We start from the raw sequence: 25,958 nt of genomic DNA, 5'->3' as shown, positions 1-25,958 counted from the left end.
AGTGGTGGACATCGGGTACGAATCCGCGGAAATCGGCTTCACGGGATTCCAGGAAACCCAGCGCATCCCCTTGACCGGAGGAAAGTAGCGTGAGCATTCGAATCCTTCGCACCGCCGTCGCTTCCGGCCTGCTCCTTCTGGCCCTCGGGTGCGGTTCCGTCTCCTACCAGAAGGGCCGGATGTACCTGGAGCAGGGCCGCCTGGACGAGGCCGTCACGAGCCTCGAAGAGGCCGTGAAATCCAATCCCGGAAACGTGAAGTACGAAACCGAACTCGTGCGGGCCAAGTTGGCCTCGGCGAGGAAGCACTCCGAGAACGCGCGCCTGGCCATGGCCCGGGAGGACTACACCACCGCCATCCAGGAGCTGCAGGCCGCGCTCCGCGTGGATCCCGGCAACCAGCTCGCCCAGGACGACCTGCAGAAGGTGCTTTCGGCGGTGGACGAGAAGGAGCGGGAGGCGCGCTCCAAGGCGCTCACGCTGGACGCCATGAAGGCGGAGGCCGCCAAGAACTCGGGGGCCCCCAAGCTCGATCCCGCCTCCAACATCCCCATCGTCCTGAAATTCGCCGACACGCCCATGAGGACGATTCTGGACGCCGTGTCCAAGGCTTCCGGGATCAACTTTCTGTACGACGACAAGGCCGAGACCACCAAGCGCGTCAGCGTGGACTTCGCCAAGGTGAGCCTGGAACAGGTCCTGAACTACCTCATGATGCAGACCAAGCACTTCTACAAGGTCCTCGACCCCCACACCCTGGTCATCGTCCCGGACACGAAGCAGAAGCGGGACGAGTACCAGGACCAGGTCATCAAGACCTTCTACCTGTCCAACGCGGACGTGAAGGACGTCTTCCAGCTGGTTCGATCCATCCTGCAGGCCAGGAAGATGGCCATGAACCAGGACCTGAACTCCATCACCATCCAGGACACCCCCGAGACGGTTGCGGTGGCCCAGCAGATCATCGAGAACAACGACAAGTCCAAGGGCGAGGTCGTGGTGGACGTGGAGCTCCTGGAGGTCAACTCCAACCTCGTCCGGAACCTCGGCCTCGACCTCACGGCCAAGAGCTTCACCATCGGCCCCGAGAGGAACCTCACCCGCGACGCGACCACGGGTCTTCCCACGGGAATCGGGACCGGGCGACCGGCGCGCATCGACCGCTTCGACAATATCCTGCGGGGCCAGCTCTGGATCTCGCCCATCCCCAACCTGGTGGCCAACCTGCTCCTCACGGACACGGACAGCCAGATCCTCGCCAAGCCCCAGCTCCGCGTCATGGAGGGCCAGAAGGCCTCGGTCCACATCGGCGACCGCATTCCCATCGCCACGGCCCAGCAGTACCTGGGCACCGCGGGCACGAACACCAACTACACGCCCATCACCTCGTATACCTACCAGGACGTGGGCGTGAAGATCGAGATCGAACCCAAGGTCCACCACAACCGTGAGGTGACCATCAAGCTCAAGAGCGAGGTCTCCTCGGTCACGGGATACGTGTCCGCCGCCTCGGGATCCCTCACGGGAGACCAGCCCATCATCGGCACACGCGAGGCTACCACCACCTTGCGCCTGGAAGACGGGGAGACGAGCCTTCTGGCGGGTCTCATCCGGCAGGAGGACAAGAAGAACCTCTCAGGCCTTCCTGGAGTGAGCGAAATCCCGGTCCTGAGGCGGCTCTTCTCCAGCACGAAGGACGAGAAGAACTCCACCGACGTCGTCATGCTCATCACGCCTCACATCATCCGCCTGCCCAACATCACGCAAGAGAATCTGGATCCGCTGTGGGTCGGCACCGACCAGGGCCCCAAGGTGGGCGGGAGCGCCGCGTCGCCCTTCGGCGCCCCGGCGGGGGCTGGCGCCCCCTCCCCCTCGCAACAGCCCTCACCCAAGGCGCCGGAGGAGGCCAAGGTGCCCGAGGAGGAGGCCCCGTCGGGGGAGGCGGAGGAAGAGAAGCCCTCGGACAAGCAACCCCAGCAGCAGGCCCGCCTCCTCGTGAGCCCCACGAGCATCCATGCCAGCGCCGGAGAGACCGTGGTGCTGAACCTGGTCCTCATCGGTGCCCAGGAAATGAAGGGCTTTCACGCCGAAATGGAATACCCCTCGGGCGTCCTCCAATTCCAGGGCGTGGAGGAGGGGACCTTTCTGAAGATGGGAGGCGGCGTGACCTCCTTCACCGGGCAGGAGACCCGGCCGGGAGCCATCGTCTTGGATGCCATGAGGCAAGACGCCTCCGGCGCGTCCGGCTCGGGCCTCGTGGCGCGGGTGCGCTTTTCAGCGGCCGCGGCCGGGGAAGGCCGGATCCAGCTGGGAACCCTGGTGAGCACTTCCGTGTCGGGACAGACGAGTCCGCTCACCCCGGCCTTCGCCACCGTGGCGGTCCGTCCGCCGCAGCCGGGCGGAGCCGGGGAATAGAGGTAGGCCGCCGCCAGCGGCCGCGTTTCAGGAGTCGAGGTTGGACAGGACCGGAACCGCTTCGGCGCCACGGCAACTCAGGGCCTCCGGCGGCAATCCCAAGGGAGAAGCCGCCCCGACCCCGCGCGGCCGCCGGGGCGAGCGGGGGATCTCCCTCTTTGAGGTCGGGCTGGCCGTCGGGCTGCTCGCCATCCTGGCCCTCGTGGCCATTCCGGCCCAGCACATCGTTTCGCGGCGGGCCAAGGAGGTGGAACTGCGGCGCTCCTTGAGGGAGATGCGCCGGGCCATCGACGAGTACCACCGCTACGCCGTTCAGGGGCTGATCATGCAAACCGACGTCTCCCAAGATTTCTACCCTGAGGAGCTGGAGACCTTGGTGGAGGGCGTGCCGATCGTGGGAGACCCCACGGGCAAGAAGGTGCGGTTCCTTCGGAGGATCCCCGTGGATCCCATGACGGGAACGGACGAGTGGGGGCTAAGGTCCACCCGGGACGAACCCGACTCCACGATGTGGGGCGGAGAAAACGTCTACGACGTCTACTCTCTCAGCACGGCCGCCGCTCTGGACGGAAAGACCCACTACAACGAGTGGTGAGCGGGCCGTGGGGACGGAACCAGGTGACGAGGTGAAGATGCGATGAAGGAACACCGCCGAGACGACACCCCCCGAGTGGCAGCGGGGCCCGCCCCTTCCGCGCGCTCCCGCCGGACCCGCAGGGAGTCGGGCTTCACGCTCATGGAGCTGATGGTGGTCGTCGCCATCATCGGAATTCTGGTCAGCATGGCCGTCCCGACCTACCGGACCGCCGTGGAGCGGACGAAGGAAACGGTCCTGAGGCAGAATCTGTCCGTGATCCGGGACTGCATCGACCAGTACTACGCGGACAAGGGCCGCTACCCGGACAGCATCGAGGCGCTCGTGTCCGAGGGGTACCTGCGCCACCTCCCCGTGGACCCGATCACGGAGAAATCCGACTGGGTCACGGTCCCCTACACGGGTGCCGAGGAGGGCCAGCTCGAGCCCACCGAAGGGGAGGAGGGGGGCGGGGGCATCTGGGACGTCCACTCGGCCTCCGAGGGCACGGCCCGGGACGGCTCCAAGTTTTCCGAGTGGTAGGGGACCGGATGAATGGGGAGAGCGCCATGAGTTCCTTCGGGAACGACGGGAGACCGGAGCCCGGGGCCTGCCCGGCGGCGGGCGAGCGCGGCGTGGTCTTCATTTGGGTGCTCGTGTCCCTCTTCATTCTGGCGGTCATGCTCATGGCCGCCGTCCAGCCTGCCTCCATCGTGGCCAAGCGGGAAAACGAGCAGGAGCTCATCTTTCGGGGCGAGGAATACACGGAAGCCATCCGCCAGTATCAGACCGAACACGCGGGGACCTTCCCGACCCGGCTGGAGGATCTCCTCAAAGAGGGCCCCAAGCGCAGGCGGTACATCCGCCGGCTCTACCGCAATCCCTTCGACCCCGAAGGCAAGTGGTCGCTCCTGGCCCCCGGCACGACGGTGGTCTCCGTGGACGAGAACGGGAAGACCGTGTACACGCCCCAGGGGGGCACCGCCACCCGCTCCGGCACCACGACGACCCCGCCCCAGGGCTCTGGGACCTCCACGGGAACGGGCGGCGCGGCGGGAATGGGGCGAGGGGGGCAGGGTTCTCCCGGCGGAAAGAACAAGGTTCTCCCCTTCCGGATTGACGGAAAGGAGGGCCAGCCCATCTTGGGCGTGTACTGCCGGCTCGAAGACCGATCCTTCGTCGAGTACCGGGGCGCGTCGAAGTACAGCGAGTGGTTCTTCTCGCCCCTCGTCATCCCTCCGCCGCAGGGGCCCCTGAAGCAGGGCAATCCCGACAAGATGGCCAAGTAGGGCCCTCCGGCCGACCCTTGCCAGGAACAATCCGCTCCCCCCGCGGCGTTCCCAATGGACTATGATGGAGCGCCGGAGATCGCCGTGAAGAAGGGAGTCCGGGACATCCTGGCCATCCTGTGGCGCCACCGCGCCCGCGCCGCCCTGGGGGTCCTCTGCCTCCTCGTGGTGGACGGGGCCCAGCTCGCGATCCCGCTGGTCGTCAGAGACGTGGTGGACGGCCTCGCCCGTGGCGCCGCCACGCGCGGGACCATTTTTCGGGGCGCCTTCCTCCTCCTCCTCCTCGCTTTGTTCATCGCCCTATTCCGGTTCCTCTGGAGGCACTTTTTCTTCTCCTTGGCTCGCCGGGCGGAGCTGGACCTCAGGAATCGGATCCTGGACCATGCGCTGACGCTGTCCACCCGGTTCTTCCAGCGGACCCGAACGGGGGAGTTCCTGGCCCTCGCCAGCAACGACGTGGAGTCCGTGCGGCAGGCCCTCGCCATGGGGTTCGTCGCGGGCTTTGACGCCTCCGTGTACGCCCTCGTCGCCATCGGGGCCATGCTCTTCCTCGACCCCGTTCTGGCCCTGTGGACCATCCTGCCCCTTCCCTTCCTCGCGGCGCTCATGGCGGTCTCCCTCAAGGCGATCTACGACCGGTGGGACGCGGTCCAGGCCTCCTTCGAGGCCCTGACGGAGAAAACGCGGGAATCGGTGGCGGGAATGAGGGTGCTCAGGGCCTACGACCGAGGGCGTTCCGACCTGGCCGACTTCGAACGGTACAACGCGGACGTGTTCGCCAAGACCCTGAAGTACGTGAAGGTGGACGCCGTCTTTCACCCCGCCGTCCTCCTTCTGGCCGGTTTCAGCGTGGCCATCCTCCTCGCCGTGGGCGGGGGCCGCGTCCTTTCGGGGCGCACCTCCGTGGGCTCCTTCGTGGCCTTCGCCTCCTACCTCGGCATGCTCACCTGGCCCATGATCGCGGCGGGATGGATGCTGAGCCTCACCCAGCGGGCCGCCGCGTCCATGGACCGGATCAACGGCCTCTTCGCCGAACGGGACGCGGAGGGGGAAGGCCGCCCCGTTCCTGCCCGAAGCGGCCCCCGGGGCGGCCTCGAGGCGAGGGGCCTCACCTTCACCTACCCCCGAGCGGGAGCCCCCGCCCTCCGCGATGTGCGCTTCGACGTCCCTCCGGGCGGCTCCCTTGGCCTGGTCGGAGAGGTGGGCTCGGGAAAGAGCACCCTCACCCAGCTTCTCCTCAGGCTTCACGAGCCCCCTTCAGGGACCCTGTTCCTGGACGGCGAGGACGTGACGGGCCTCGATCCAGGGAGCCTCCGCCGAACGATCGCCTACGTTCCCCAGGAGCCCTTTCTGTTCAGCGACACCATCGCCGAGAACCTCCGCCTGGCCAAGGAGGACGCGACCCGCGAAGAAATGGAGGAGGCCTGCCGCCTCTCCGGGCTCCACGAGGAGGTGGCGGCCTTTCCCGACGGGTACGACACGCTGCTGGGAGAGCGGGGCATCACCCTCTCGGGGGGCCAGAAACAGAGGCTCTGCCTCGCGAGAGCCCTTCTGAAACCCTCGAGCGTCCTGGTCCTGGACGACACCCTCTCGGCGGTGGACGCCGAAACGGAGCGGCGCATCCTGGCCAACATGGCGGAGGCGGTCCGCGACCGAACGCTCGTCGTGGTGAGCCACCGCATGAGCGCCGTGCGCGACCTGGATCGAATCCTCGTTCTGCGGGAGGGCCGGGTCGTCCAGGAGGGTCGGCACGTGGACCTCATGGCCCGGGAGGGGTATTACCGGGACATGGTGGCACTTCAGGAACTGGAGCGGGAATGAGGCGGCCCGGAGGTTCGGAGGAAGATCCATGGCGGTGAGGCGCGAGGAGGAGAAGCTCGGAACCTTCACCCTCCTCCGTCACGGGGCCCGGATCATGGGGTACGTGCGGGGCCGGGCCTGGCTTCTCTGGGTCTGCATGGCCGTCTCGGTGGTCCAGGCCGGCGTCGAGCTGTCGCTGCCGCTGCTCGTCCGGAAGGGCTTGGATGCATACATCCTCCCGCCCTATTCGGCTGTGCGCAACGCCGATGAGGTCCTCCTCGGCCGCCTGGAGAGCGAGTCCGAAGGGGCCGCGGTGGTGACCCGGGACGGGGCATTCGTCCGGTCGGCGGACCTTCCGCGCGCCCTCTCGGAGGAGCTCAAGGCCCGAGGCCTCCTCACCTCCGAGCGGTATCACCGGCTTCCCTCGGGGGAATTCGTCTCGGAGGCCGAACTCGGCGGCCTGGACCCCCAATCCAGGCGGGCGGTCCTTCAAGAACAGCGTGGAGGACTCCTGGTCCTCGCGGCGCTGTACGTGGGGCTCCTGGTCGCCAACTTCCTGCTCGGCTACGGGGTGACGTATGGCCTGAACGACTTGGGACAGAGGGCCGTGGCGAGAATGCGGCGGGAGCTCTTCTCCCACCTGCACCGCCTTCCCATCAGGTTCTTCGACGAGAACCCCGTGGGACGCCTGGTCACCCGGCTCACGAACGATACGGCGGCTCTTTCGGAGTTGTTCACTTCCGTGGTGGCGACGGCGGTGAGCGACGTGGCCCTCTTCGCGGGCATTCTCGTCGTCCTCTTCTCCCTGGACGCCGGCCTGGCGGCCCGCCTCCTTCTCCTGGCGCCCCCCCTCTTCCTCCTGGCGCTGTGGTTCAAGTCGAGGTCGCAGAGGATCTACCGCGAGCTGAGGGTTCAGCTGGCGCGCCTGAACACCTTCCTCCAGGAGGCGGTCCAGGGCGTATCCGTGCTCAAGGCGTTCACGGCCGAGGCGCGAGCCTCGAAGCGTTTTCACGACCTCGGCGCGGAGAACTTCAGAACCCAGATGCGCCTCATTTACGTCTTCGCGGTCTTCCGCCCGCTCATCGACGCCTTCGCCACGGCGGCGGTGGCCCTCGTCGTCGGGTACGGGGGGCTTCAGGCGCTCGGAGGAGGGGCGAGCATCGGGACCCTCGTGGCCTTCCTGATCTACCTGAAGATGCTCTTCATGCCCCTGCAGGATCTGGCGGAGAAGTTCAACATCGTGCAGAGCAGCGTGGTGGCCAGCGAGCGGCTCTTCCGGATCCTGGACACGCCCGAGGAAGATCCGGGCGGGGGACTGGCTCCCGAAGAGGGCGGAGGAGCGATCGCCTTCGAAAACGTCTCCTTCGCCTACGAAGAGGGGCAGACGGTTCTGAAAAACGTGTCCTTTGAAGTGCCGGGAGGTACCACCGTGGCGCTGGTGGGGCCGACGGGATCGGGAAAGACGACCCTCACCTCCCTACTCCTGCGCTTCTACCCTCTGGCCAAGGGAGACGGCAGGATCCTGGTGGACGGCCATCCCGTGGAGTCGTGGGACGTCCACGCCCTCCGCCGGCGGTTCGCATTCGTCCAGCAGGATCTTTTCCTCTTCGCCGGCAGTCTGAGGGAAAACGTGACCCTGAGGGAGGAAGTGACGGAGGATCGCCTCAAGGCGGCCCTGGGCGCGAGCCGGATGAGCGCCGTCATCGAGCGACTCGCGGGGGGATTGGACTTCCCGGTCAATGAACGGGGGACGGTCCTGTCCCAGGGAGAGCGCCAGCTCGTCTCCTTCTGCCGGGCCCTCGTGGCCGAGCCCCGCATCCTGGTCCTGGACGAGGCCACGGCCAGCGTGGACTCGAAAACGGAGTCCCTCATTCAGGAGGCCCTCAAAGAACTCCTGAAGGGCCGGACGGCTCTCGTCGTCGCCCATCGTCTTTCCACGATCCAGGACGCGGATCAGATCCTGGTTCTCCACAAGGGCCGGATCGTGGAGCGGGGAACCCACGCGGAACTGCTCGCGCGCGGAGGACTCTACGCCCATCTCTACCATACCCAGTTCGCCTCCCCGCTCGGGGAGGGCGCGGCGGGATGACCCTGCGGGCCGGCGCCCAGCGGGCCTTGGACCCCACCCGCGAAAAATGGTGTACAATAAGTTGCGACGGCCCCCCGTGGGGCGCCGCAGGAGGAGACCGTGGAGCGCGTGATTCGAACCTTGACCGTCCCCGTGGCGGGCCCCCTCTTCGAGCGTTGGGCCCTCTCCCTCTTCTTCCTCTTGGCCACGTTCCTCGGTGCCTACGTGGCTGTCCCCCTGCCGTTCACGCCGGTCCCGCTGACCCTCCAGACCTTCTTCGTGCTCCTCTCCGGCGTCCTGCTCGGCCGGGGTTGGTCCGTCGGAACCCAGGGCGCCTATTTGGGGCTGGGGGGCGCCGGGATGGCGGCCTTCGCGGGCGCCGCGGCCGGCTCCGCGCACCTCTTCGGGCCCACGGCGGGATACCTTTGGGCCTTTCCGCTCGCCGCGGCCTTGGCGGGAACCCTCTGGAGGCGCTCGGAGGGGGCCGCGGCCCGATGGCTCTCCCTGGCGCTGGCCGACGCGGTGATCCTCGGGGCGGGCGCCCTCTGGCTGGGGCTGTTCTTGGGCTTGTCGCCGTGGAAAGCATTCTGGATGGGAGTGGCGCCCTTCCTTCCCGGGGAAGCCCTCAAAGTGGCGGCGGTCTTCGCCGTGGGGACATACCGCCGGAGGATCTGACTCCGCCATCCCTTCGAGCCTTGGGCGCGGCGTTCCCCGCGCCCGCCGGCTCCCTCATCGCTTCAATTGACAAACCGACGGGCAAGTCGTACCTTCTGATTAGAATTCGAACGGCGGTCCACGAGCCGAATGGAGACCGGACCATGACGGAAAAGTCGTATCGCATCCACATCCGGCACGGCGAGTTCGAGCTGGACATCGAAGGGGATCAGGCCTTCGTCGAATCCTACCTGGAGGCGTTTCTGTCGGAGGGTGACATCGAGCCCCCGCCTCCCCCGAAAGCCCGGTCCGCTGGGCGGAGTCTCTCCGGAGCGAAGACGCGCCGTTCGCCGAAGAAGGACGGGCCCAGGAAGGGCAAGTACGAGGTTCCGGAGATTGACAAGAAGGCCCTTTCCACGTTCATGGGAAGAACAAAGCCCAACAGCAACAAGGCCCGCTACCTCGCCTACCTCCAATTCTGGAAGGGCCAGGGTCTGAACGAGGTCGCCGACGCCCACATCCATGCCTGTTTTCTGGCCCAGGGCTTGCCGGTCCCGCCCACGGGCCGCCAGCATTTTCGCTCGCTGCAGGAGGAGGGGCTGGTGGCCCCCGGTTCCCGTCGGGGGCTGTGGGCCTTGACGGAGGAGGGGGAACGGGCGTCCGTTCCGACGGGCCGGGTCCGGACCGGTCGAAGGCCGAATCGTCCCGCCGGCAAATCGGCGAAGGCGAAAAGCCCAAAGCCCGCGCGGCGCAAGGCCCGGCGGTCCAAGCCGTCGGGTTCGCCGGGCAAGCCGGCGAAGGCCCCCGTCCGGCGCAAGGGCGGGAAGCCGCCCGCGAAGCCCGCCGAAGTCCAAGAGGCCGAATAGGCGCTCCGGGCGGGGCGGAAGAGAGGCCGAAGGCCTGTTGTTTGGTAAGATAAGGGGCGGTCCTCTCGGGGGCCGCTCCTGTTTGCGTTTCGGAGGATGCATGGCCTCTCGATTCCAGGGCGTGGATTACTACGGCGTATCGGAGCTGATGACCCAGGAAGAGCGGATGGTCCGAGACACGGTCCGTTCTTGGGTGGAGGAGCGGGTCTTGCCCGTCATCGCCCGGCATTACCAGGAAGGGACCTTTCCGATGGACCTGGTCCCGGAGATGGCCTCCCTCGGGCTCTTCGGCGCCACCCTTCCGGAGGCGTACGGCGGGGCGGGCCTGAACAGCGTGGCCGGCGGTCTGATCATGCAGGAACTGGAGCGGGGAGACTCGGCGCTGCGCTCCTTTGCCTCCGTCCAGAGTTCGCTTGTCATGTTTCCCATTTACGCGTACGGGACCGAGGAGCAGAAGCGCCGCTACCTTCCCGCGCTGGCGCGTGGAGAGCGGGTGGGCTGCTACGGTCTGACGGAGCCCGACGCGGGGAGCGATCCGGGATCCATGAGAACGCGCGCCCTCCGCCGGGGCGAGGAGTGGGTCCTCAACGGCACCAAGATGTGGATCACCAATGGGACCATCGCCGACGTGGCCGTCGTGTGGGCCAAGACCGAGGACGGCATCCAGGGGTTCCTGGTGGACCGTGGAACGCCTGGGTTCTCGGCGCGGGAGATCAAGGGGAAGCTTTCCCTCCGCGCCTCCGTGACGGCCGAGTTGATCCTGGAAAACGCGGCCGTTCCCGAGGCGAACCGACTCCCCGGGGTGAAGGGCCTCAAGGGACCCCTGTCCTGCCTCACCCAAGCGCGCTACGGCATCTCCTGGGGGGCCGTGGGCGCCGCCATGGCCTGTTATGAGGAGGCCCTGGAGTACGCCGGGTCCCGGATCATGTTCGACGGCCCCATCGCCCGCTTCCAGCTCGTTCAGGACAAGCTCGTCTGGATGTTGAACGAAATCACCAAGGCCCAGCTTCTCGTCTGGCGTCTAGGGCGCATCAAGGACGACGGAAAGATGCGCCACACCCAGGTCAGTCTGGCGAAGATGAACTGCGTCGCCATGGCCAGGGAGTGCGCGCGGATGGCGAGGGATATCGAGGGCGCCAGCGGAATCCTGGACGAGTACTGCGCCATGCGGCACATGCAGAACCTGGAAAGCGTCTATACTTACGAGGGCACGCACGACATCCACAAGCTGGCTGTCGGAGCGGAGATCACGGGATTCGAGGCATTCCGCACCGCCGCCGCCGAGCGGAAGGACTGAGTTCCAAGACAGGGGACTTCCATGAAAGTGAACTCTCTCCTTTTCGCCTCCGCCTGCGCGATCGCGTCCGCCGTCCTGCTGTCCTGTGGAGACTCGGGCACGGAAATGCCCGCCGGCCTCAATCCAGGCCCCCCGATCCGGGGCGCCTTCCGGCTCACGCTGGACGCCACGGCACAGGAGATCCGGGCCTACGCGAGAGAGAACGGCCACGTTCCCCAAGGGGAGGGCGGGCAGGCTCTCCTGGCGGCGGGCATCCGGTCGGCGCCGGTCACGGACCCGTGGGGGAACCCCGTCCGATACAGCGGGGAAGGGATGCGCTTCACCCTCGCGTCCGCCGGCCCGGACCAGCAGTGGGACACGAAGGACGACCTCTCGGTGACGGACGGAGAATGATGAACGAGGCGGAACGCCCCCCGGTTCTTCTCGACGGACGCTCGTTGACCCTGGATGCCCTGGAGGCCGTCGCCCGGGGGGCGCCGGTGTCTCTGTCGCCCCGAGCCCTCGCCGAGGTCGACGGGAGCGAGGCCTTTGTCCGGAAGGCCGTGGACGAGGGGCGGGTCGCGTACGGAATCACCACCGGTTTCGGCCACTTCGCCACCGTCACCATCCCCCGGGACCGAGTGGAGGACCTCCAGAAGAACCTCATCCGGTCCCACGCGGTGGGAGTGGGCGACCCGCTTCCGGACGACGTCGTGCGGGCCATCATGGCCCTGCGCATCAACTGCCTGCTCCGGGGCCGATCGGGGGTCCGGGCCGAGACGCTTCGGGCGCTCGCGTCCATGCTGAACGCGGGCATCGTACCGCTGGTCCCGTGCCAGGGGAGCGTGGGAGCCTCGGGGGACCTTGCTCCGCTAGCGCACGTGGCCCTGGCCCTCATGGGAGAAGGCACGGTCCGCGGGGGCCTCGGAACGGGCCCCGCGTGCGAGATCCTGCCTCGCGCGGGCCTCGCCCCGGTCGTCCTCCAGGCGAAGGAAGGCCTGGCCCTCATCAACGGAACCCAGGGGATGACCGCCCTGCTCGCGCTGGCAGCCGCCCAGGCGCGCAGGCTGGTCAAGGAAGCCGATGTGGCGGGCGCTCTGAGCCTCGAGACGCTGCGGGGCACGCGGAGGGCCTTCGACCCGAGGGTCCACGCGGAGCGGCCCCACCCCGGGCAGGTGGCGAGCGCTCGGAACCTGTGGCGTCTCCTCGAGGACAGCCCCATGCAACGGAGCCACGCGGAGTGCGGAAAAGTGCAGGACGCCTACTCCCTGCGCTGCATGCCGCAGGTCCACGGGGCCGTCAGGGACGCCGTAGGGTACGTGGAGCGCGTTCTTGCCGTCGAGATGAACGCCGCCACGGACAACCCGATGATCTTCGCGGAGGACGGGGAGATCCTCTCCGGGGGGAACTTCCACGGAGCCCCCGCGGCCCTGGCCGCCGACCTGCTCTCCGCCGCCCTGACGGACCTCGCCAGCATCAGCGAGAGGCGGTGCGCGCGGCTCGTGGACGGGAGGTTTTCGGGACTCCCCGACTTCCTCGTCCGCGAGGGGGGCCTGAACTCGGGGTTCATGATGGTCCAGGTCACCGCCGCCGCCCTGGTCTCCGAATGCAAGACGCTGAGCCACCCGGCCAGCGTGGATTCGATCCCCACGTCCGCGGGGCAGGAGGACCACGTCTCCATGGGATTCTGGGCGGCCCGGAAGGTCCTCCTCGTGGCCCGCAACGCGGCGAGGGTTCTGGCCGCGGAGGTCCGCGCCGCCGCCCAGGGGCTCGAGTTCCTGGCCCCCCTGGAGCCGGCCCGGCCCCTCCTGCCGGTCTTGGCGTCGATTCGGGGCGCATTCCCTCCCGTGGAGCAGGACCGCTTCATCCAGCCGGAGCTGGAGGCGCTCGCCGGCTGGCTCGAGGAGGGGCGCCTTTGCGGGCTGGCGGCAATGGGCGGCGTGGTGTTGGAATAGGGACGGCGCAGGCCGAAGAAGGACGGCCCGGAGGACCGGGACGCGGAAGGAGAGGTCATATGGAAGTGAACACGTTCGGCGTGGTGGGCGGCGGGACCATGGGCAACGGGATCGCGCACGTGGCGGCCCAAACGGGCTTCGACGTGCTCCTGTGCGAGGTGGACGAAGCGCTCTGCCAGAAGGCGGTAAGGAGCATCGACAAGAACCTCCAGCGGGGGGTGGACAAGGGGAAAATGAGCGCCGACGAGAAGGCGGCGGTCCTCGCCCGGATTCGCACCACGACGAACCTGGCGGACCTCGCCCCCTGCCAGATCGTGGTGGAGGCGGTGGTCGAGAACTTCGAGGTGAAGCGCACCGTTTTCCAGGCGCTCGACAAGGCGCTGGGTCCCGAGGCCGTTCTGGCCAGCAACACGTCGTCCATCTCCATCACGAAGCTGGCGGCCGTCACGGGAAGGCCGGGCCGGGTCATCGGGATGCACTTCATGAACCCCGTTCCGGTGATGCAGCTCGTGGAGGTGATCCGGGGCATCGCCACGGAGGATTCGGTCCTTGCCGGCGTGATGGACCTGGCGAGGAAGATGGGAAAGGTGCCCGTGGAAGTCAACGACTACCCCGGGTTCGTCAGCAACCGGGTCCTCATGCCCATGATCAACGAGGCCGTGTACTGCCTCATGGAGGGCGTGGGCACTCCCGAGGCCATCGACACGGTCATGAAACTCGGCATGAACCACCCCATGGGCCCCCTCACCCTGGCCGACCTCATCGGCCTGGACACGTGCCTGTTCATCCTGAACGTGCTCCACGAGGGCCTGGGCGACCCCAAGTATCGCCCCTGCCCCCTATTGATCAAGATGGTGGACGCGGGGTTCCTGGGTCGAAAGACGGGCCGCGGCTTCTACAAGTACTAGGGCAAGGGCGGCTGGAAGGACAGGAAGCGGGCATCCAAGAGGAACGGGAAGGAGCCGGGGCGGACCGATGTACTGTCAACGCTGCGGGAAGCGCAACAAGCCGGAGGCGGAGCGGTGCCGGTACTGCAAGGCGCCCCTTCTCGTGGTGCGGCAGGAGCGTTCGGGCGAGGGCGGGGATCTGCAGTCCCTCCTCGGCATCGAAGAATACGTCATCGACAAGATCTCCACGGTGGAGAAGCAGGCGCACCGGTCGTCCGAGGACGTGGACCTTCTCGTGCAGGCCCTCGATTTCCTGGAACGAAACGTCATGGTGACGCGGGCGGGGATCCACGTGCTGGTGAGGATGCTCCGGGAGCGGGGGCTCCTGGCGGCCTCGGAATTCCACGTCCGCTGGCGCCAGAGGACCCTCGACCACCTCGGCGGGATCACCCGCAAGGAGCGGTTCCTGGAGGCCAAGGCCCAGATCCTCTCGGCCTTCGGAGGCAAGAACCGCCGCAAGTTCGAAGAGCGGGTGCTCGCCGCGGAGGATCATCTGTTCAACCTGGAGGCCGCGCCGGGCGCGGCGGCCCTGGAGGAGGCGGCCGCCCTGGATCCGTCCAACGCCCCGCTCCACGCCTTTCTGGGGGAGATGTACCTGGGCCTCAAGGATCTCCAGCGGGCCCGGCGGCACCTGGACCTGGCCCTGGCGGGCCGGGAACCCACCGTCGGCGCTCTGAAGGCGTGGGGGCTCCTGGCCCTCATGGAGGGCCGTAACGCGGAGGCGAGAAAGGTCCTGGGCGGCCTGCAAAAGAAAAGCCGGGAGGATGCGTCGACCCTCAGTCTCCTGGCCCTCGCCGAGGCCCTCTGCGGCGATTGGAAGGCCTGCCGGAGGCGGGCCGAGCAGTCCCTGTCCCTGGAGGAAAGCGCCGCCGCCCTCTTCCTTCTCGCCCTGGTCCACCTTCGCGAGGGCCGAATCGCCGCGGCGGAGGGGCGGCTGGACCAGCTCCTGGCCAGTTCGCCCGAGTCCGTCCCAGCCCTTCGCCTCCGGGCGCGCATCCTACTGGCCCGAGGCTGGTGGACGAAGGGGCGAGAGGCCCTGGAGCGGTTGAAGATGATGGACCCTTCGGCGGACGCCGAGTCGGAGGTGGCCGTTTTCCGGGGCCTTCCCGCCGCGGGACGCAGGGACCGGGCCCTGTCCACGCTGGATGCGGGCGAGGTCCTGGACATGTGGGATCCGGTCACGGAGGAGGCCGACGTCTTCCTCCGGCAGGTGGACTTGTGAAGCCGAAGGGCGGAGAGCCGGCGCGGACCTCCGGATGGAATCCGGGCGGGCCGGCCTCGCCGGAGAAATGAGGGCCAACCGATGAGAGGTGTGCCGTGAGCGCGAAGATCCGCTTTGGTACCGACGGCTGGCGCGCCGTCATCGCAGAGGACTTCACCTTCGCCAACGTCAGGCTATGCGCACAGGCCGTGGCGGACCACCTGTCCGATGCCGCCGAGGACCGGCGGGTGGCCATCGGGTACGACTTCCGTTTCCTCTCGGAGGAGTTCGCCCGAGCCGCCGCGGAGGTCCTGGCCGGAAACGGCGTAACCGTCTACCTGAGCCCGAGGGCCTGCCCCACGCCCCACGTTTCCTATTTCGTTCAGCGCCAGGGCCTTCCCCTGGGAATCGTCATCACCGCGAGCCACAACCCGTACACGTACAACGGCTTCAAACTCAAGGAGCGCTTCGGCGGCAGCGCCCTGCCTCAGACCACGGCGCGGATCGAGTCTCTGCTCGGGAAGACGCCCCCCAAGCGCATGGCCTACCGGGAAGCGAAGAACCTGGGGCGCATCGTGGAGACGCCCCTCGACGAAGGGTACGACTCCCTCATCGAATCGCTCGTGGACATCGAGGCCATCCGCGGAGCCGATCTCCAGGTGGTCGTGGATTCCATGAACGGAGTGGGGGAGCGGCGCCTGGAGCGATGGGCCGCAAGCCCCACGTGCCGGGTCTCGACCCTGCGGTGGGAGCGGGATCCACTTTTCGGGTTGCGCGCTCCCGAGCCAAAGGAGGAATACCTTGACCTCCTCCAGGAGGCCGTCCTCGCCCGGGGCGCCGCCGTGGGGCTGGCCACGGACGGCGACGCGGACCGCTCCGGAGCCGTCCACGGGGACGGCTCGATTTTCACTCCCCTCGAGGTGATCGCCCTCCTGACGCTGTACCTCGCGGAGCACCGGAAACAAAGGGGGCTCGTAGCCGCCACGAACGCCAACACGCTCTACCTACAGCGGATCGCCGAAGCCTTCGGACTTCCCTATGCGAACCGGCCCGTGGGCTTCAAACACATCGCCGAACTCATGCAGCAGCAGGACCTCCTCATCGGGGGCGAGGAGAGCGGCGGCATCACCATCCAGGGATTCCTGCCCGAGCGGGACGGCGTGATGATCAATCTCCTGGTCCTGGAGATGATGGTCAAGCGCGGGAAGACCAGCCTCGAGCTCCTCAAGGATCTCCACGAGAGGTTCGGCGAATTTCACTTCCGAAGGCGGGACTTCCCCGTTTCCCCCGAAAAGGGCCTGCGCCAGGTGACGCGGTTGTCCCAGAGGCCGCCGAAGTCCTTCGCGGGCCGCAAGGTTCTCGAGACAGACACCCTGGACGGGCTCAAGCTGAAGCTTTCGGACGGTTCCTGGATCCTCTTCCGCCAGTCGGGAACGGAGCCCACGCTCCGGGTGTACTGCGAGGTGACGAGCCAGAGCGAGCTCGACGCCTTCATCGAGGCTGGGATGAAGGCCTTGGGAGAGGCCGACCGGTCCTGACCTCGAAACCCTCGGATCGGCGACGTGGCCCTCCGTTCCTTCTCCGCGCCCCGGGGAAGAGAGGATGAGGAGCCCATGAAGAACCGGCTGTGGGGACTGGAGATCCCTCTCGGGGGTTCCTCCGACGAAGAGGCCCTTCGGCGCCTCGCGGCCAGGGGTCTCGGAATCCGCATCGAGGCCCTCTCGGTCCTTCGGGTCGTGCGCAAATCCCTGGACGCACGGAGGGGGCGCCGGGTACCGGCGTGGGTGTTCACCGTCGACCTGGAGATGCGTGACCGCCCCACCCGAATCGCCGGTGGTCTCCGGCTGGGGCCCATCCCCGATCCTCCGACCGCCTCCGCGGCGCCTTCCCGGACCCTGGGAGGGGTCCGGGCCGTCGTTGTGGGAACGGGCCCTTCGGGGCTCTTTGCCGCCGAAGCCTTCGCTCTGCGCGGGGCTTCGGTGACGGTCCTGGAACAGGGTCCGCCCCTGGAGGGCAGGGTCTCCGCGGTGGCCGGATTGTGGCGGGCGGGGGAGCTCCATCCGGATGCGAACGTCCAGTTCGGAGAGGGGGGGGCGGGGACGTTTTCCGACGGCAAGCTCACGACCCGCATCAAGGACCCGCTTTCCCGGGAGGTCCTGCGGCGGTTCGCTCGGGCCGGAGCACCGGAGTCCATTCTGGAGGAGGCCCATCCGCACCTGGGAACCGATGGGGTGAGGCGGGTGGTCCGGTCCATGCGAGGCCAAATCGAAGGACTCGGCGCGTGCTTCCACTTTCGCCGCCCGCTCCTGGACCTCTCCCCACAGGGGCGGGGATGGAGGCTCTCGACCCCCGATGGGCCGTTGGACGCGGACGTCGTGGTTCTCGCCGTGGGTCATTCCTCCCGGGACCTCGCCCGCCGCCTTGTGGCCCTGGGAGTGCCCTTCCGGGCCAAGGGATTCGCCGTGGGGGTCCGGGCGGAGCACCCCCAGAACTGGGTGGATGGTCGCCAGTACGGCAAGTTCGCGGGCCATCCGGACCTCGCGCCAGCGGAGTACTTTCTCACATTTAGCGACGAGGAGACGGGGCGGGGGGTCTACTCCTTCTGCATGTGCCCCGGAGGGCTCGTCGTCAATTCGGCCTCCGAGGAGGGGCACCTGGTCACCAACGGGATGAGCATGTCCCATCGGGCATCCGGCTTCGCCAACGCGGGAATCGTGGTGACCGTGCGACCGGAGGACTTTGGAGCCGATCCCCTCAATGGCCTCTCGTTCCAGGAGGACATGGAGGCTCGCGGGTACGCCCTGGGGGGCGGTGGGTATAAGGCACCCGCCCAGTCGGCGGCCGCTTTCCTTGAAAACCGGACGGATCCGCATCCCTTGCGGACTTCCTTTCGTCCCGGAACGCGGAACGTCAACCTGCGCGGCTTCTTTCCCGATTGGGTGGAGGGGCCTCTGGTGCGCGCCTTGGCGCGCTTCGACAGGACGATGCCGGGCTTCGTGGAACGGGGCGTCCTGCTTGCGCCCGAAACCCGCACCTCCAGCCCCATGCAGGTCCTTCGCAGCGAATCGGGGGAGCCTCCGGGATTCCCTGGCCTCCTCCTCGTGGGCGAGGGGGCGGGCTGGTCCGGCGGGATCGTCTCCTCCGCCGTGGACGCCCTCAGGGTCGTGGAGGCGTGGGCCCGGTCCCGCTGAGCCGATGCTTCGGCTCCTCCCCGTTGGGTTGACCGTCGCGGGCTCCGGGTGAAAGAATGGCGCGCGGATCGGGTTCCCCCCGACTCCGAGGAGGGCGGTCATGGGCGAAAAGCGCGGTGCGGGCGCCCTGGTGGCGGCGATGTTCCTGTGCGCCCTCCTGTTCCCCCTCCTGGCCTGTTCCAAACCCTGCAAGCGGTGTGCGGCATCCGGGAAGGTCCTTCAGACCGTCCCTTGTCCTGAATGCGTGGGGACGGGATCCGTGCGAAGACCCTGTCCCTCCTGCGCAGGAAGGGACCGGACCAAAGGGGACCGGAGATGCCCCTACTGTCAGGGAAAGGGGAGGGTCAAGTGCACATACCAGGAAACCTTCCCCTTCGTCCCCTACGGGGTGTGCAGCGTTCCCGCGGACGGCCTCTCCAAGTACGCGCCGCGTGAGCTGGTGACATGCGTCAACGGGAGACTTCAGGGTCGGGACGCCGCCGTCGACGAGGCCTTTGGGCGGACGAAAAAGAGCCGCCTGTGCCCCCAGTGCCTAGGGACGGCGGAACACGCCTGCACGTTTTGCGAGGGCTCCGGCAAACTGTCGGGCGAAGTGGTCTGCGCGGATTGCGCCGGGTCGGGTGAAGTCCTTCAAACCTGTCCCCGGTGCAAGGGGGCCATGCGCTTGACTCAGGTCGAGCCCTGTCCGGAGTGTGGGGGGAAGGGGAAAAGGGGACCTTTCGATTGATCCTCTTCCCCGGCCGTGTTCAGGGGATTGCCGCCCTGGCGCGCGCCTCTTCCAGCGAATCCTGGATGGAATCCAGCGATCGGCTCAGGTATTCTGCCTGGCTCTGGAGCTGATAGTACTCGCTGCAAATCCTCTCCGCGTTCTGACGATTCCTCAGTTCGGCTTCTCGCGAGTAGGATCCGTCCTGACCGAAGCCTGCCTGGGAGTTGGCCTCAGACCTCGCCTGATTACATTGGATTTCCGCCTCGTCCAGGCGGCTTTGGATGTCCCTCCATTGGGCCGCCACGCGGGCCAGTTCCCGTTCCAGGTATGCCACGCTGGAGTTGGAATAAGGGTTGGAGGCGTAGGGAGGGCAACACGGGTCCGGCGCCGTTGGCTGGGCGTAGCCGGGCGCGGGGGCGCGCGCGAGATTTTCGTCCGTGACGACGAGGGCCGGCTTTGGCGCGGCCTTTTCGGAAGATGGGGGTCGCGTCTGGAACGCCGCGAGGAGTTCGGCTTTCCCCGAGGAACGGGCAAAGTCCTCCGCCGTCCGCCCTTTCCGGTCTTTCAGGCTTCGGTCTGCGCCCTTGGAAAGCAGAAGGACGACCACATCGGGGTGCCCGTTTGCCGTAGCGTAGTGGAGTGGTGTCATGCCGAACACGTCCTGGGCGTCTCGAGGAGCCTGGGCGTTAAGGAGGAGTGCGGCCGCGGCAGCGTGCCCGTTGAACGATGAGGCGTGCAAGGGGGTCATTCCGATGGAGTCGGATGCCTGCGGGTCACAACCCCCCGCGAGCAGAACCTCGATCACGGCGGGCTTTCCCTGAAAGGCTGCATAATGGAGCGGCGTCATGCCCTCCTTGTCCCTTGCCTGCGCGGCACCCGGCTTCGTGAGGAAGGCCCGGATCGTGGGGACATCTCCCGCCCGCACCGCCGCAAAGAGGTCGGAAGGTCCGGCAGCGTCTGAGGTCTGGGCCGACGGCCGCAAAGCCCAGCACAATAGGGACAGGGCCAGGAGGAGGGAGGCCCCTGGCCTTGGCCAGGGTCGGAAACCGGAACGGGAAGCCGAACCGCCTCGCATCAGTAAATCTCCTGCAGGTAACTTGGATTGTGGATTCCCCTTTGACGCAGTTCCTCCAAGTACGGCGTGTAGACCACGACCACCTTGTCCGGAAACAACTTGACAAGGGCCACGTCACCGTCCCAGGTAGCGATCCGGGATCCCCTCAACTGGCAAAGCGGCGGTCCAAGGGTCTCTCTCAAGTACGAGGAGACCTCATCGTACCGATCCTCGGAGAATCCGATGAGCCCCGCCACGAGCCGTCCGCCCCGGGCAACGCCGTAAAACAAGCGGTCCGCTTCGATGGCCCCTAACCGGAGAGGCTCCCCTGGCTTTGCGTACCATGCGATTCCCTCTTGTGGATCCACGTGGAAGACCGCCAAGGCCCCCATTTCGTCTTGGGGTGTTTCCCACCGGAATCCGCGGAAGCCGAGGGGCTCGTTGGGATAGGCCGCCTGGAAATTCTCGAAGGGGGCCCGGAGGCTCACGGAGGCGAGGGGGGCCGGTTCCGGCGGGGGGGGCGGTCCGCAGGAGATGCCCGGGAGGAGAGCCATCAGGAGCGCTCCCGCATGGAACCAGCGAAAGCCTGCGCCTCGGCCGCGGGAGGCGGGGGCTTGGCTTCGGGCCTCGTTCCGGACCGAAAGCGATGCGTCCTTTTCCGTGATGGAAAGCGGCCCCGCCTCCAAGGAGATCCCTCCCCGCCGGATAAGGCCCGACGGATGTTGAAGCCATTCTAGCCTCGGACGTCTCTCGCGGCAAGCCGGGTGCGCGCAGGGGACGCGATTGCCCCGGACCGGGGATGCGGTGGATACTAACTCCTGTTGCCTTCCCCTTCTCCGGAAGGCTCGCGGGCAGGAGCCGCGGGAGGCGGAAGAAAGCTGTCGGACAGGGGGGCGGAATGTGGATCTGGCGGGAGGAAGATCCCGGGCCGAGGGAGGTTGGCGCGGAAGAAGTGCCGCGGCTCATTTCGGAAGGCAGCATACGCAGGGACACGCCCGTCCGAGCCGGGGACGGAGAGGCATGGACTCCTGCGGGGAGTCACCCCCAGCTCAAAGACCGCTTTCCTTTAAAGGGGGGACGGCCTTTCGTTCCGGACAGGGCATCCCCACCGGGGGACCCGTGGAGCCGTGCTCTGGTGCCCTCCCTCCTGCTGTTTCTCTTCGTGTTGGGAACCGCCGCGGCGGCTCACGTCGCCTGGAATCCGGGCTGGCGCAGGCTCCTGTCCTGGGGAGCGGGATCCTTCGCCACGTTGGCCGCCTACGGTCTCTTGGGGCTTTTCTTGGGAAGGTCGAGCCGGTACGACTCGGCCCGGAGAAAAAGGTCCCTCGCCCAGGCCGCGCTCATCTTCGCCCTGCTCCAGGGTTTCTTCTTCCTCTTGGGGGCGCCTTCGCTGCTCCGCTCAGGCAGGGCACGATCCTATCAGATGGCCTTGAAACGCCTGGAGAAATCGGTCGGGGAGGGAAAGGTGGCCCCCCCTTCCTACGCCCGGTGGCGCTACGGGGACTATGCCCCATTTCTGAACTTCCTTCACACAATGGCCTTCGATTACGAAAAGGAGGTGGCGGACTTTCACGCGGAGGAGGCCTCCATCCGTCCCCCCGAGCCCGCCGGCCTGGAAGGTAAACTCCGGCAGGGGTACATCGTGGACATTCGAAAGGCGGTGGGGGACCTCCGGGATTGTTCGGTCCGGCATAGGGCGTACATCCTGTCCCGCCTCGAGCTGTACAGCGCCCGATTGGAGTCCCTTCCGTATCCACCGGAGGTCCAGGGGCCCCTCGTCCGGGAATTCGAGACCTTCCGGGAGACGGTGCAGGATCTGACCGAGTCGTACTTCGAGAACCACATCGCAGCGGCCGCGCACATCGACGACACCATGAGCCTTCTTCAGTACAACCCGGAGGCCTACGTGCTGGATCCCCAGTTCCAGCCTCAGTCCCGGGTGCCCAGGGCTTACGGCGTGCCGGCCATAGACCTCCTTGTATCGGTCAGATTGAAGTTCAGCAATCCCTTCCTGGAGGCCCAATTCGTTGAAAGGGCTGCGGAGGCCGAGAAGTTCGTCAGCCGCGAGGTCTTTCTTCAAAACGCCATGAACCGGTACTACTACGGGGAAGGGCAGCGCTCCATCCGGCGAATGGAGGAAATCGTGGCGCACGGGCTGTCCCGCTGAAGGGTATCGGAAGAGCCGCACGAATCCACCGGTTCAGGAATTTTCGAGGGGCCCCTCGCCTTGGATAGGGATTCTGGAGGCGGTCGTGAACAGATTGGGCCTCGAATCCAGCCCCTATCTTCGACAACACGCGGAGAACCCCGTGGACTGGTACCCATGGGGTGAGGAGGCGCTCCGGAAGGCCCGGGCGGAGGACAAGCCCATCTTCCTGTCCATCGGATACTCCGCCTGCCACTGGTGCCACGTGATGGCCCACGAGTCCTTCGAAAACCCCCGCGTCGCCCGATACCTCAACGACCACTTCGTTTCCATCAAGGTGGACCGGGAGGAGAGACCCGACCTGGACGCCCTCTACATGCGGGCGGTTCAGATCCTCTCCGGACAGGGTGGGTGGCCGCTGACGGCCTTCCTGACGCCAGGCCTTCGACCCTTCTACGGGGGGACGTACTTCCCGCCGGAGCCCGGATGGGGCCGCCCCTCGTTCGGGCAGGTGCTCCGGGGAGTGCTGGAGGCCTTCAAGACCCGGAGGAGCGAAGTGGATGCCTCCGCCGGCTCTGTGGCGGAGGCGGTGGAGAGTTCCTTCAATCCTTCGGAAGAACCGGTCCCGCCTGGGTCTCGGGCCGAGGAAATGGCCCTGGACGCGATCCTGTCCCGCATGGACCCCGAACGGGGCGGATTCGGGGAGGGTCCCAAGTTTCCCCAGCCGCCCCTCCTTTCCTTTCTGTTGGACGCCGCGGCGAGAAGGCGGGAGGCCCTGCCCATCGAGCGCGTGATGACCACCCTCCGCCGGATGGAGGCGGGGGGGATCCGGGACCAGGTGGGCGGGGGCTTCCACCGGTACAGCGTGGACGGCGACTGGCACGTGCCGCACTACGAGAAGATGCTCTACGACAACGCCCAGCTCGCGTCCTTGTATTTCAAGGCCTTCGCCCTCACGGGGGAAACGGGCTTCGCCGCGGTGGCGCAAGAGGTGCTGGCGGACCTGGAGAGGACCTTCTCGGAGCCCGGCGGGGGCTTCATCGCGGCCCTGGACGCGGATTCGGATGGGGAAGAGGGGCGCTACTACCTCTGGACCCGGGACGAGGTGATTCGTGTGGTCGGTCCGGAGGAGGGGCGCCTGGTGGCGGACCTGTTCGGTCTGGGCGAGGGACCCGCCTTGGAGGAGAGAACCCTCCACCGCCGATTGGCCTGGGATCAGGCGTGCGGCTGGACGGGGGAGGCGCCCGCGGCGTTCCGGCGCCGGATCGGCGCTTCGCTGGAGGCCCTCCGAAGGGCCAGGGAGGGCCGGGTTCCTCCGGGCGCCGACACCAAGGTACTCACGGACTGGAACGCCCTGGCCGCGGAGGCCTTTCTGGACGGCTACGCGGCCACCGGGGGCCCCGATCTCCTGGCCCGGGGTCTTCGCCTCCTGGATTCGATCTGGGCCCGGGCTTGGGACGGTGAGCGGCTCCATCACGTGTGGGATGGAGAGCGGGCCAGGGTCCCGGGACTTCTCGCCGATCACGCCTACCTGGCCGCCGCCGAATGGAAGGCCTTCGCGCTCACGGGAACCTCCCGCCGGTTCCGTAGGGTAGAGGCCCTGTTGTCTCGGGTGGAGCGAGACTTTCACCATCCCGAGACCGGCCGAGTCTACGACGTGCCTCTGAAAGGCGGCGACCCCGCCCTCCTGATGCCGGTCCGCGATCCGGACGACGGGGTGCTTCCCTCCGCCGTCTCCGTATACGGAAGGGTGCTCTGGCTCTGGCAACGGCTCACCGGGAGCCGGGAAGCCCGCACGCTTCTGGATGCCTTGGTCGCATCCGAAGGCGGGACCCTTGCCGCCCGGGCCGGGGCCGCGCCCCTTCTGGCCGGCCTTGCCTCCGACCTGGCGTCGGAGCCCGTCGAGGTGGTCGTTTCCGCACCGTCGCTGGATGGGGAAGCGAGGGCGCTCCTGGCTGCGGCCTGGGGCGCCTCCCCTCCGGGGGCCCTCGTCGTCCCCATCGTGGGGGGGGAGTTTTCGCCCGAGGAAGCGGCCTCCCTGGCCCTCTTCACCGGCAGGCAACCCTCTCAGAGCGCCAGGGCCTTTGTCTGCCGGGGAGGGACCTGCCACTTGCCCGTGGAGTCGCCGGAGGAGGTGGCCCGTTTACTCTCGGGGGGCCGGTGAGGTCGAGGGTTCCGCCGGAGCTTCTTCGAGCGGAGGCGGGGGAGGCGGCGGAGGCGAAGGGCCGGGTTGGAAGTGGCCCTCGGCCACCAAAGGGGCCGGCCGGGTCCCGTCCCTTCGAGGAGACGGGTGGGCTTCCAGGCGATACCCGTCGAAACGGCTCCATGCCGAGATCGATCCCTCGAAACCGTCGCGGGTCGGGCAGTCGGCCACATACTTCGGTTCGAGCAGCGCCTTGAGCCTGTGAATACCCGAAACCTCAGGATAGTGGCCCACCTCTTCCCGATGCCTCTCCAGGGCCTCGGCTATCCGGGTCAGGCGGAACCGGCTGACGGCCAGGTTCTGGGCGTACAGCTGGTCTTGCTTCCACGAGAGGAACAGGAAGCCCTCGGCGAAGAAGAGGGCCAGCGCCAGAATGCACAGCCCCAGACCGGCCCAGATCCAGTTCTTTCCCGTATAGCGCTCGGGCCACCGGGTGCATAGGAAGTGACTGACCAGGGCCGTGCAGGCGGCCACCGATGCGGCGACGGGGGCCGCAAGGGGCACCAGGGCCAGCCACCCCAGCCACCAGGTCAGACGGGCGGGATACTTCCAGGGCTCCTTCAGCGGCGGGCGGAACACGGCGCCTCCCCGAGGACCAGTATGAACGACCTGGAGGGGGGTGGGAAACGGGCACTGGAGCCGGGTCGGGAGGGGAGAACGGCGGGGCTCATGGGAACGAGCCCCCGTTCGGGTCCGGGACGACGAGGGCGAGGGAACCGGGATCGGTGCGGATTTCAGCCGGAATACGTCCCACCACGTCCCCATCGGCCTGGATGGGGAATCCATGCGGGGTCGTGATCCGCAGGGCCCGGGTCTCGATGGACCGCACGCCGGGAGACGTCCCGATCCCCCCCAGCATGGCCTGGATCAGAAGAGGGATCAGGCGCGCACCAAGAGGCGGGGCCACGGCCAGCACCCGCATCGTGTCCGAAAAGACGGAAGCCTCAGGGCAAAGGCGGAAGTCGCCCCCGTAGCGGCTCGCCCGCAGGACGAAAACCTGCGAGGCCTCCGCCCTTACCCCCTCCTCCGATTCCAGCAGGAGGCTGGGGACGGCCTCCTCCAGGAGGGCGAGAAGGGCGGCGTGGACGTAGGCCCACCCCCCCGTCTGGGTCTTCATCCGGAGGTCGATCCGATCCACGGCGAGGGCGTCCAGCCCCGCGGAGGCGCAGAAGGTGAAGACGGGACCCGAATTCAGGAGGCCCACGCCCACCCTCCTCGCGGCGCCCCTGGAGGCCACCACCGCCGCCGGGCCGGGGGCCAGCGGGAGGCCCAACTCCCGTGCGAGAACATTGGCCGTTCCCAGGGGAACAATCCCGAGGGGGACGCCGGTGTGGGTCAAGCCCTGGGCCGCCTCCCGCACCGTTCCGTCTCCGCCGCAGACCACGACCCGCTCCGCGCCTTCGGAGGCCGCATGCCTCGCCAGCCCCGTCACCGCCCCCGGGCGATCCGATGCGGCGGTTTCCACGCGGAACCCGGCCAGGGCCAATTCGCGGGCGATGCGGGAGAGCTGGGTCGGGTCGGGCGCGCCCCGGGCCGCCGGATTGTGCAGGAGCCATGCGGTCGGCCGGTTCTTCGCCTTGGAGAGGCGGGCGGGAGCCTCGGTCACGGCGG

Annotated in this window: 22 protein-coding genes; 18 read left to right on the top strand and 4 right to left on the bottom strand. The window is 67.6% G+C overall.

Features of this window, described 5'->3' with window-relative positions; all coding sequences use genetic code 11:
* The first annotated feature begins 89 nt into the window (after nucleotides 1-89).
* The 16 genes from AB1824_04480 to AB1824_04405 all read left to right on the top strand — a co-directional run bounded on the left by AB1824_04480 (nucleotide 90) and on the right by AB1824_04405 (nucleotide 18,962).
* Complete coding sequence (locus AB1824_04480) at nucleotides 90-2,414, top strand: hypothetical protein (GenBank protein ID MEW5764212.1); 2,325 nt, start codon at nucleotides 90-92, stop codon at nucleotides 2,412-2,414.
* A gap of 40 nt (nucleotides 2,415-2,454) precedes the next feature.
* The gene (locus AB1824_04475; GenBank protein ID MEW5764211.1) at nucleotides 2,455-3,009 is read left to right on the top strand and encodes a type II secretion system protein; all 555 of its coding nucleotides are present in this window, start codon (nucleotides 2,455-2,457) and stop codon (nucleotides 3,007-3,009) included.
* 42 nt (nucleotides 3,010-3,051) lie between these two features.
* A complete protein-coding gene (locus AB1824_04470) occupies nucleotides 3,052-3,531 on the top strand; it encodes a type II secretion system protein (GenBank protein ID MEW5764210.1) in 480 nt (159 codons plus the stop codon).
* Nucleotides 3,532-3,557: 26 nt separating this feature from the next.
* Nucleotides 3,558-4,277, top strand: a complete 720-nt coding sequence (locus tag AB1824_04465) for a hypothetical protein (GenBank protein ID MEW5764209.1) — start codon at nucleotides 3,558-3,560, stop codon at nucleotides 4,275-4,277.
* A gap of 84 nt (nucleotides 4,278-4,361) precedes the next feature.
* Entirely contained in the window at nucleotides 4,362-6,098 is a 1,737-nt protein-coding gene (locus tag AB1824_04460) for an ABC transporter ATP-binding protein (GenBank protein MEW5764208.1), read from the top strand.
* Between the two features lie 28 nt (nucleotides 6,099-6,126).
* A complete protein-coding gene (locus AB1824_04455) occupies nucleotides 6,127-8,166 on the top strand; it encodes an ABC transporter ATP-binding protein (protein ID MEW5764207.1) in 2,040 nt (679 codons plus the stop codon).
* A gap of 99 nt (nucleotides 8,167-8,265) precedes the next feature.
* Nucleotides 8,266-8,820 (top strand): biotin transporter BioY, encoded by a 555-nt coding sequence (locus AB1824_04450; protein ID MEW5764206.1) that lies wholly within the window; start codon nucleotides 8,266-8,268, stop codon nucleotides 8,818-8,820.
* Nucleotides 8,821-8,963: 143 nt separating this feature from the next.
* On the top strand, nucleotides 8,964-9,665 hold the full coding sequence (locus AB1824_04445) for a hypothetical protein (protein ID MEW5764205.1): 702 nt from the start codon (nucleotides 8,964-8,966) through the stop codon (nucleotides 9,663-9,665).
* Between the two features lie 100 nt (nucleotides 9,666-9,765).
* Nucleotides 9,766-10,962, top strand: a complete 1,197-nt coding sequence (locus AB1824_04440) for an acyl-CoA dehydrogenase family protein (GenBank protein ID MEW5764204.1) — start codon at nucleotides 9,766-9,768, stop codon at nucleotides 10,960-10,962.
* A 21-nt stretch (nucleotides 10,963-10,983) separates the two neighbouring features.
* Nucleotides 10,984-11,355, top strand: a complete 372-nt coding sequence (locus AB1824_04435; GenBank protein ID MEW5764203.1) for a type II secretion system protein GspG — start codon at nucleotides 10,984-10,986, stop codon at nucleotides 11,353-11,355.
* Nucleotides 11,352-12,896 carry a histidine ammonia-lyase gene (gene hutH, locus AB1824_04430; protein MEW5764202.1) on the top strand — a complete coding sequence of 515 codons (1,545 nt, stop codon included), beginning with the start codon at nucleotides 11,352-11,354 and terminating at the stop codon, nucleotides 12,894-12,896. Before AB1824_04435 ends, hutH begins: the two co-directional genes overlap by 4 nt.
* A gap of 59 nt (nucleotides 12,897-12,955) precedes the next feature.
* Entirely contained in the window at nucleotides 12,956-13,804 is an 849-nt protein-coding gene (locus AB1824_04425; GenBank protein ID MEW5764201.1) for a 3-hydroxybutyryl-CoA dehydrogenase, read from the top strand.
* Between the two features lie 67 nt (nucleotides 13,805-13,871).
* The gene (locus AB1824_04420; GenBank protein ID MEW5764200.1) at nucleotides 13,872-15,065 is read left to right on the top strand and encodes a hypothetical protein; all 1,194 of its coding nucleotides are present in this window, start codon (nucleotides 13,872-13,874) and stop codon (nucleotides 15,063-15,065) included.
* Between the two features lie 95 nt (nucleotides 15,066-15,160).
* A complete protein-coding gene (locus tag AB1824_04415) occupies nucleotides 15,161-16,582 on the top strand; it encodes a phosphoglucomutase/phosphomannomutase family protein (GenBank protein ID MEW5764199.1) in 1,422 nt (473 codons plus the stop codon).
* Nucleotides 16,583-16,657: 75 nt separating this feature from the next.
* The gene (locus AB1824_04410) at nucleotides 16,658-18,235 is read left to right on the top strand and encodes an FAD-dependent oxidoreductase (GenBank protein ID MEW5764198.1); all 1,578 of its coding nucleotides are present in this window, start codon (nucleotides 16,658-16,660) and stop codon (nucleotides 18,233-18,235) included.
* 100 nt (nucleotides 18,236-18,335) lie between these two features.
* The gene (locus tag AB1824_04405; protein MEW5764197.1) at nucleotides 18,336-18,962 is read left to right on the top strand and encodes a hypothetical protein; all 627 of its coding nucleotides are present in this window, start codon (nucleotides 18,336-18,338) and stop codon (nucleotides 18,960-18,962) included.
* Nucleotides 18,963-18,981: 19 nt separating this feature from the next.
* Here AB1824_04405 and AB1824_04400 read toward each other — a convergent pair whose 3' ends face one another.
* Nucleotides 18,982-20,019, bottom strand: coding sequence for an ankyrin repeat domain-containing protein (locus AB1824_04400; protein ID MEW5764196.1), 1,038 nt, complete (start codon nucleotides 20,017-20,019; stop codon nucleotides 18,982-18,984).
* Nucleotides 20,019-20,552: a hypothetical protein gene (locus tag AB1824_04395; protein MEW5764195.1), complete on the bottom strand. Its 534-nt coding sequence runs from the start codon at nucleotides 20,550-20,552 to the stop codon at nucleotides 20,019-20,021. The genes AB1824_04400 and AB1824_04395 overlap by 1 nt, the downstream gene beginning before the upstream one ends.
* Nucleotides 20,553-21,133: 581 nt before the next feature.
* Between AB1824_04395 and AB1824_04390 the strand changes: the two genes are divergently transcribed.
* Nucleotides 21,134-22,165: a hypothetical protein gene (locus AB1824_04390; protein ID MEW5764194.1), complete on the top strand. Its 1,032-nt coding sequence runs from the start codon at nucleotides 21,134-21,136 to the stop codon at nucleotides 22,163-22,165.
* Between the two features lie 85 nt (nucleotides 22,166-22,250).
* Nucleotides 22,251-24,308, top strand: coding sequence for a thioredoxin domain-containing protein (locus AB1824_04385; protein ID MEW5764193.1), 2,058 nt, complete (start codon nucleotides 22,251-22,253; stop codon nucleotides 24,306-24,308).
* On the opposite strand, the gene AB1824_04380 is transcribed toward AB1824_04385, so the two are convergent.
* The gene (locus AB1824_04380) at nucleotides 24,288-24,926 is read right to left on the bottom strand and encodes a hypothetical protein (GenBank protein ID MEW5764192.1); all 639 of its coding nucleotides are present in this window, start codon (nucleotides 24,924-24,926) and stop codon (nucleotides 24,288-24,290) included. The genes AB1824_04385 and AB1824_04380 overlap by 21 nt on opposite strands.
* 88 nt (nucleotides 24,927-25,014) lie before the next feature.
* Entirely contained in the window at nucleotides 25,015-25,953 is a 939-nt protein-coding gene (locus AB1824_04375) for a diacylglycerol kinase family protein (GenBank protein ID MEW5764191.1), read from the bottom strand.
* Between the last annotated feature and the right edge of the window lie 5 nt (nucleotides 25,954-25,958).

The sequence above is a fragment of the Acidobacteriota bacterium genome (assembly GCA_040752915.1).
Taxonomy (GTDB): Bacteria; Acidobacteriota; UBA4820; order UBA4820; family DSQY01; genus JBFLVU01.
The sequence above is the reverse complement of the archived record's forward strand: the minus strand, read 5'-3'. Positions and strand labels throughout refer to the sequence as shown.

Excerpts from the sequence above, each read along its gene's own strand:
- AB1824_04470 (MEW5764210.1), top strand. The coding sequence starts at position 3,052 with ATGAAGGAACACCGCCGAGACGACACCCCCCGAGTGGCAGCGGGGCCC.
- AB1824_04465 (MEW5764209.1), top strand. The coding sequence starts at position 3,558 with ATGAGTTCCTTCGGGAACGACGGGAGACCGGAGCCCGGGGCCTGCCCG.
- AB1824_04455 (MEW5764207.1), top strand. The coding sequence starts at position 6,127 with ATGGCGGTGAGGCGCGAGGAGGAGAAGCTCGGAACCTTCACCCTCCTC.
- AB1824_04445 (MEW5764205.1), top strand. The coding sequence starts at position 8,964 with ATGACGGAAAAGTCGTATCGCATCCACATCCGGCACGGCGAGTTCGAG.
- AB1824_04440 (MEW5764204.1), top strand. The coding sequence starts at position 9,766 with ATGGCCTCTCGATTCCAGGGCGTGGATTACTACGGCGTATCGGAGCTG.
- AB1824_04435 (MEW5764203.1), top strand. The coding sequence starts at position 10,984 with ATGAAAGTGAACTCTCTCCTTTTCGCCTCCGCCTGCGCGATCGCGTCC.
- hutH (MEW5764202.1), top strand. The coding sequence starts at position 11,352 with ATGATGAACGAGGCGGAACGCCCCCCGGTTCTTCTCGACGGACGCTCG.
- AB1824_04425 (MEW5764201.1), top strand. The coding sequence starts at position 12,956 with ATGGAAGTGAACACGTTCGGCGTGGTGGGCGGCGGGACCATGGGCAAC.
- AB1824_04420 (MEW5764200.1), top strand. The coding sequence starts at position 13,872 with ATGTACTGTCAACGCTGCGGGAAGCGCAACAAGCCGGAGGCGGAGCGG.
- AB1824_04410 (MEW5764198.1), top strand. The coding sequence starts at position 16,658 with ATGAAGAACCGGCTGTGGGGACTGGAGATCCCTCTCGGGGGTTCCTCC.
- AB1824_04405 (MEW5764197.1), top strand. The coding sequence starts at position 18,336 with ATGGGCGAAAAGCGCGGTGCGGGCGCCCTGGTGGCGGCGATGTTCCTG.
- AB1824_04400 (MEW5764196.1), bottom strand. The coding sequence starts at position 20,019 with ATGCGAGGCGGTTCGGCTTCCCGTTCCGGTTTCCGACCCTGGCCAAGG.
- AB1824_04395 (MEW5764195.1), bottom strand. The coding sequence starts at position 20,552 with ATGGCTCTCCTCCCGGGCATCTCCTGCGGACCGCCCCCCCCGCCGGAA.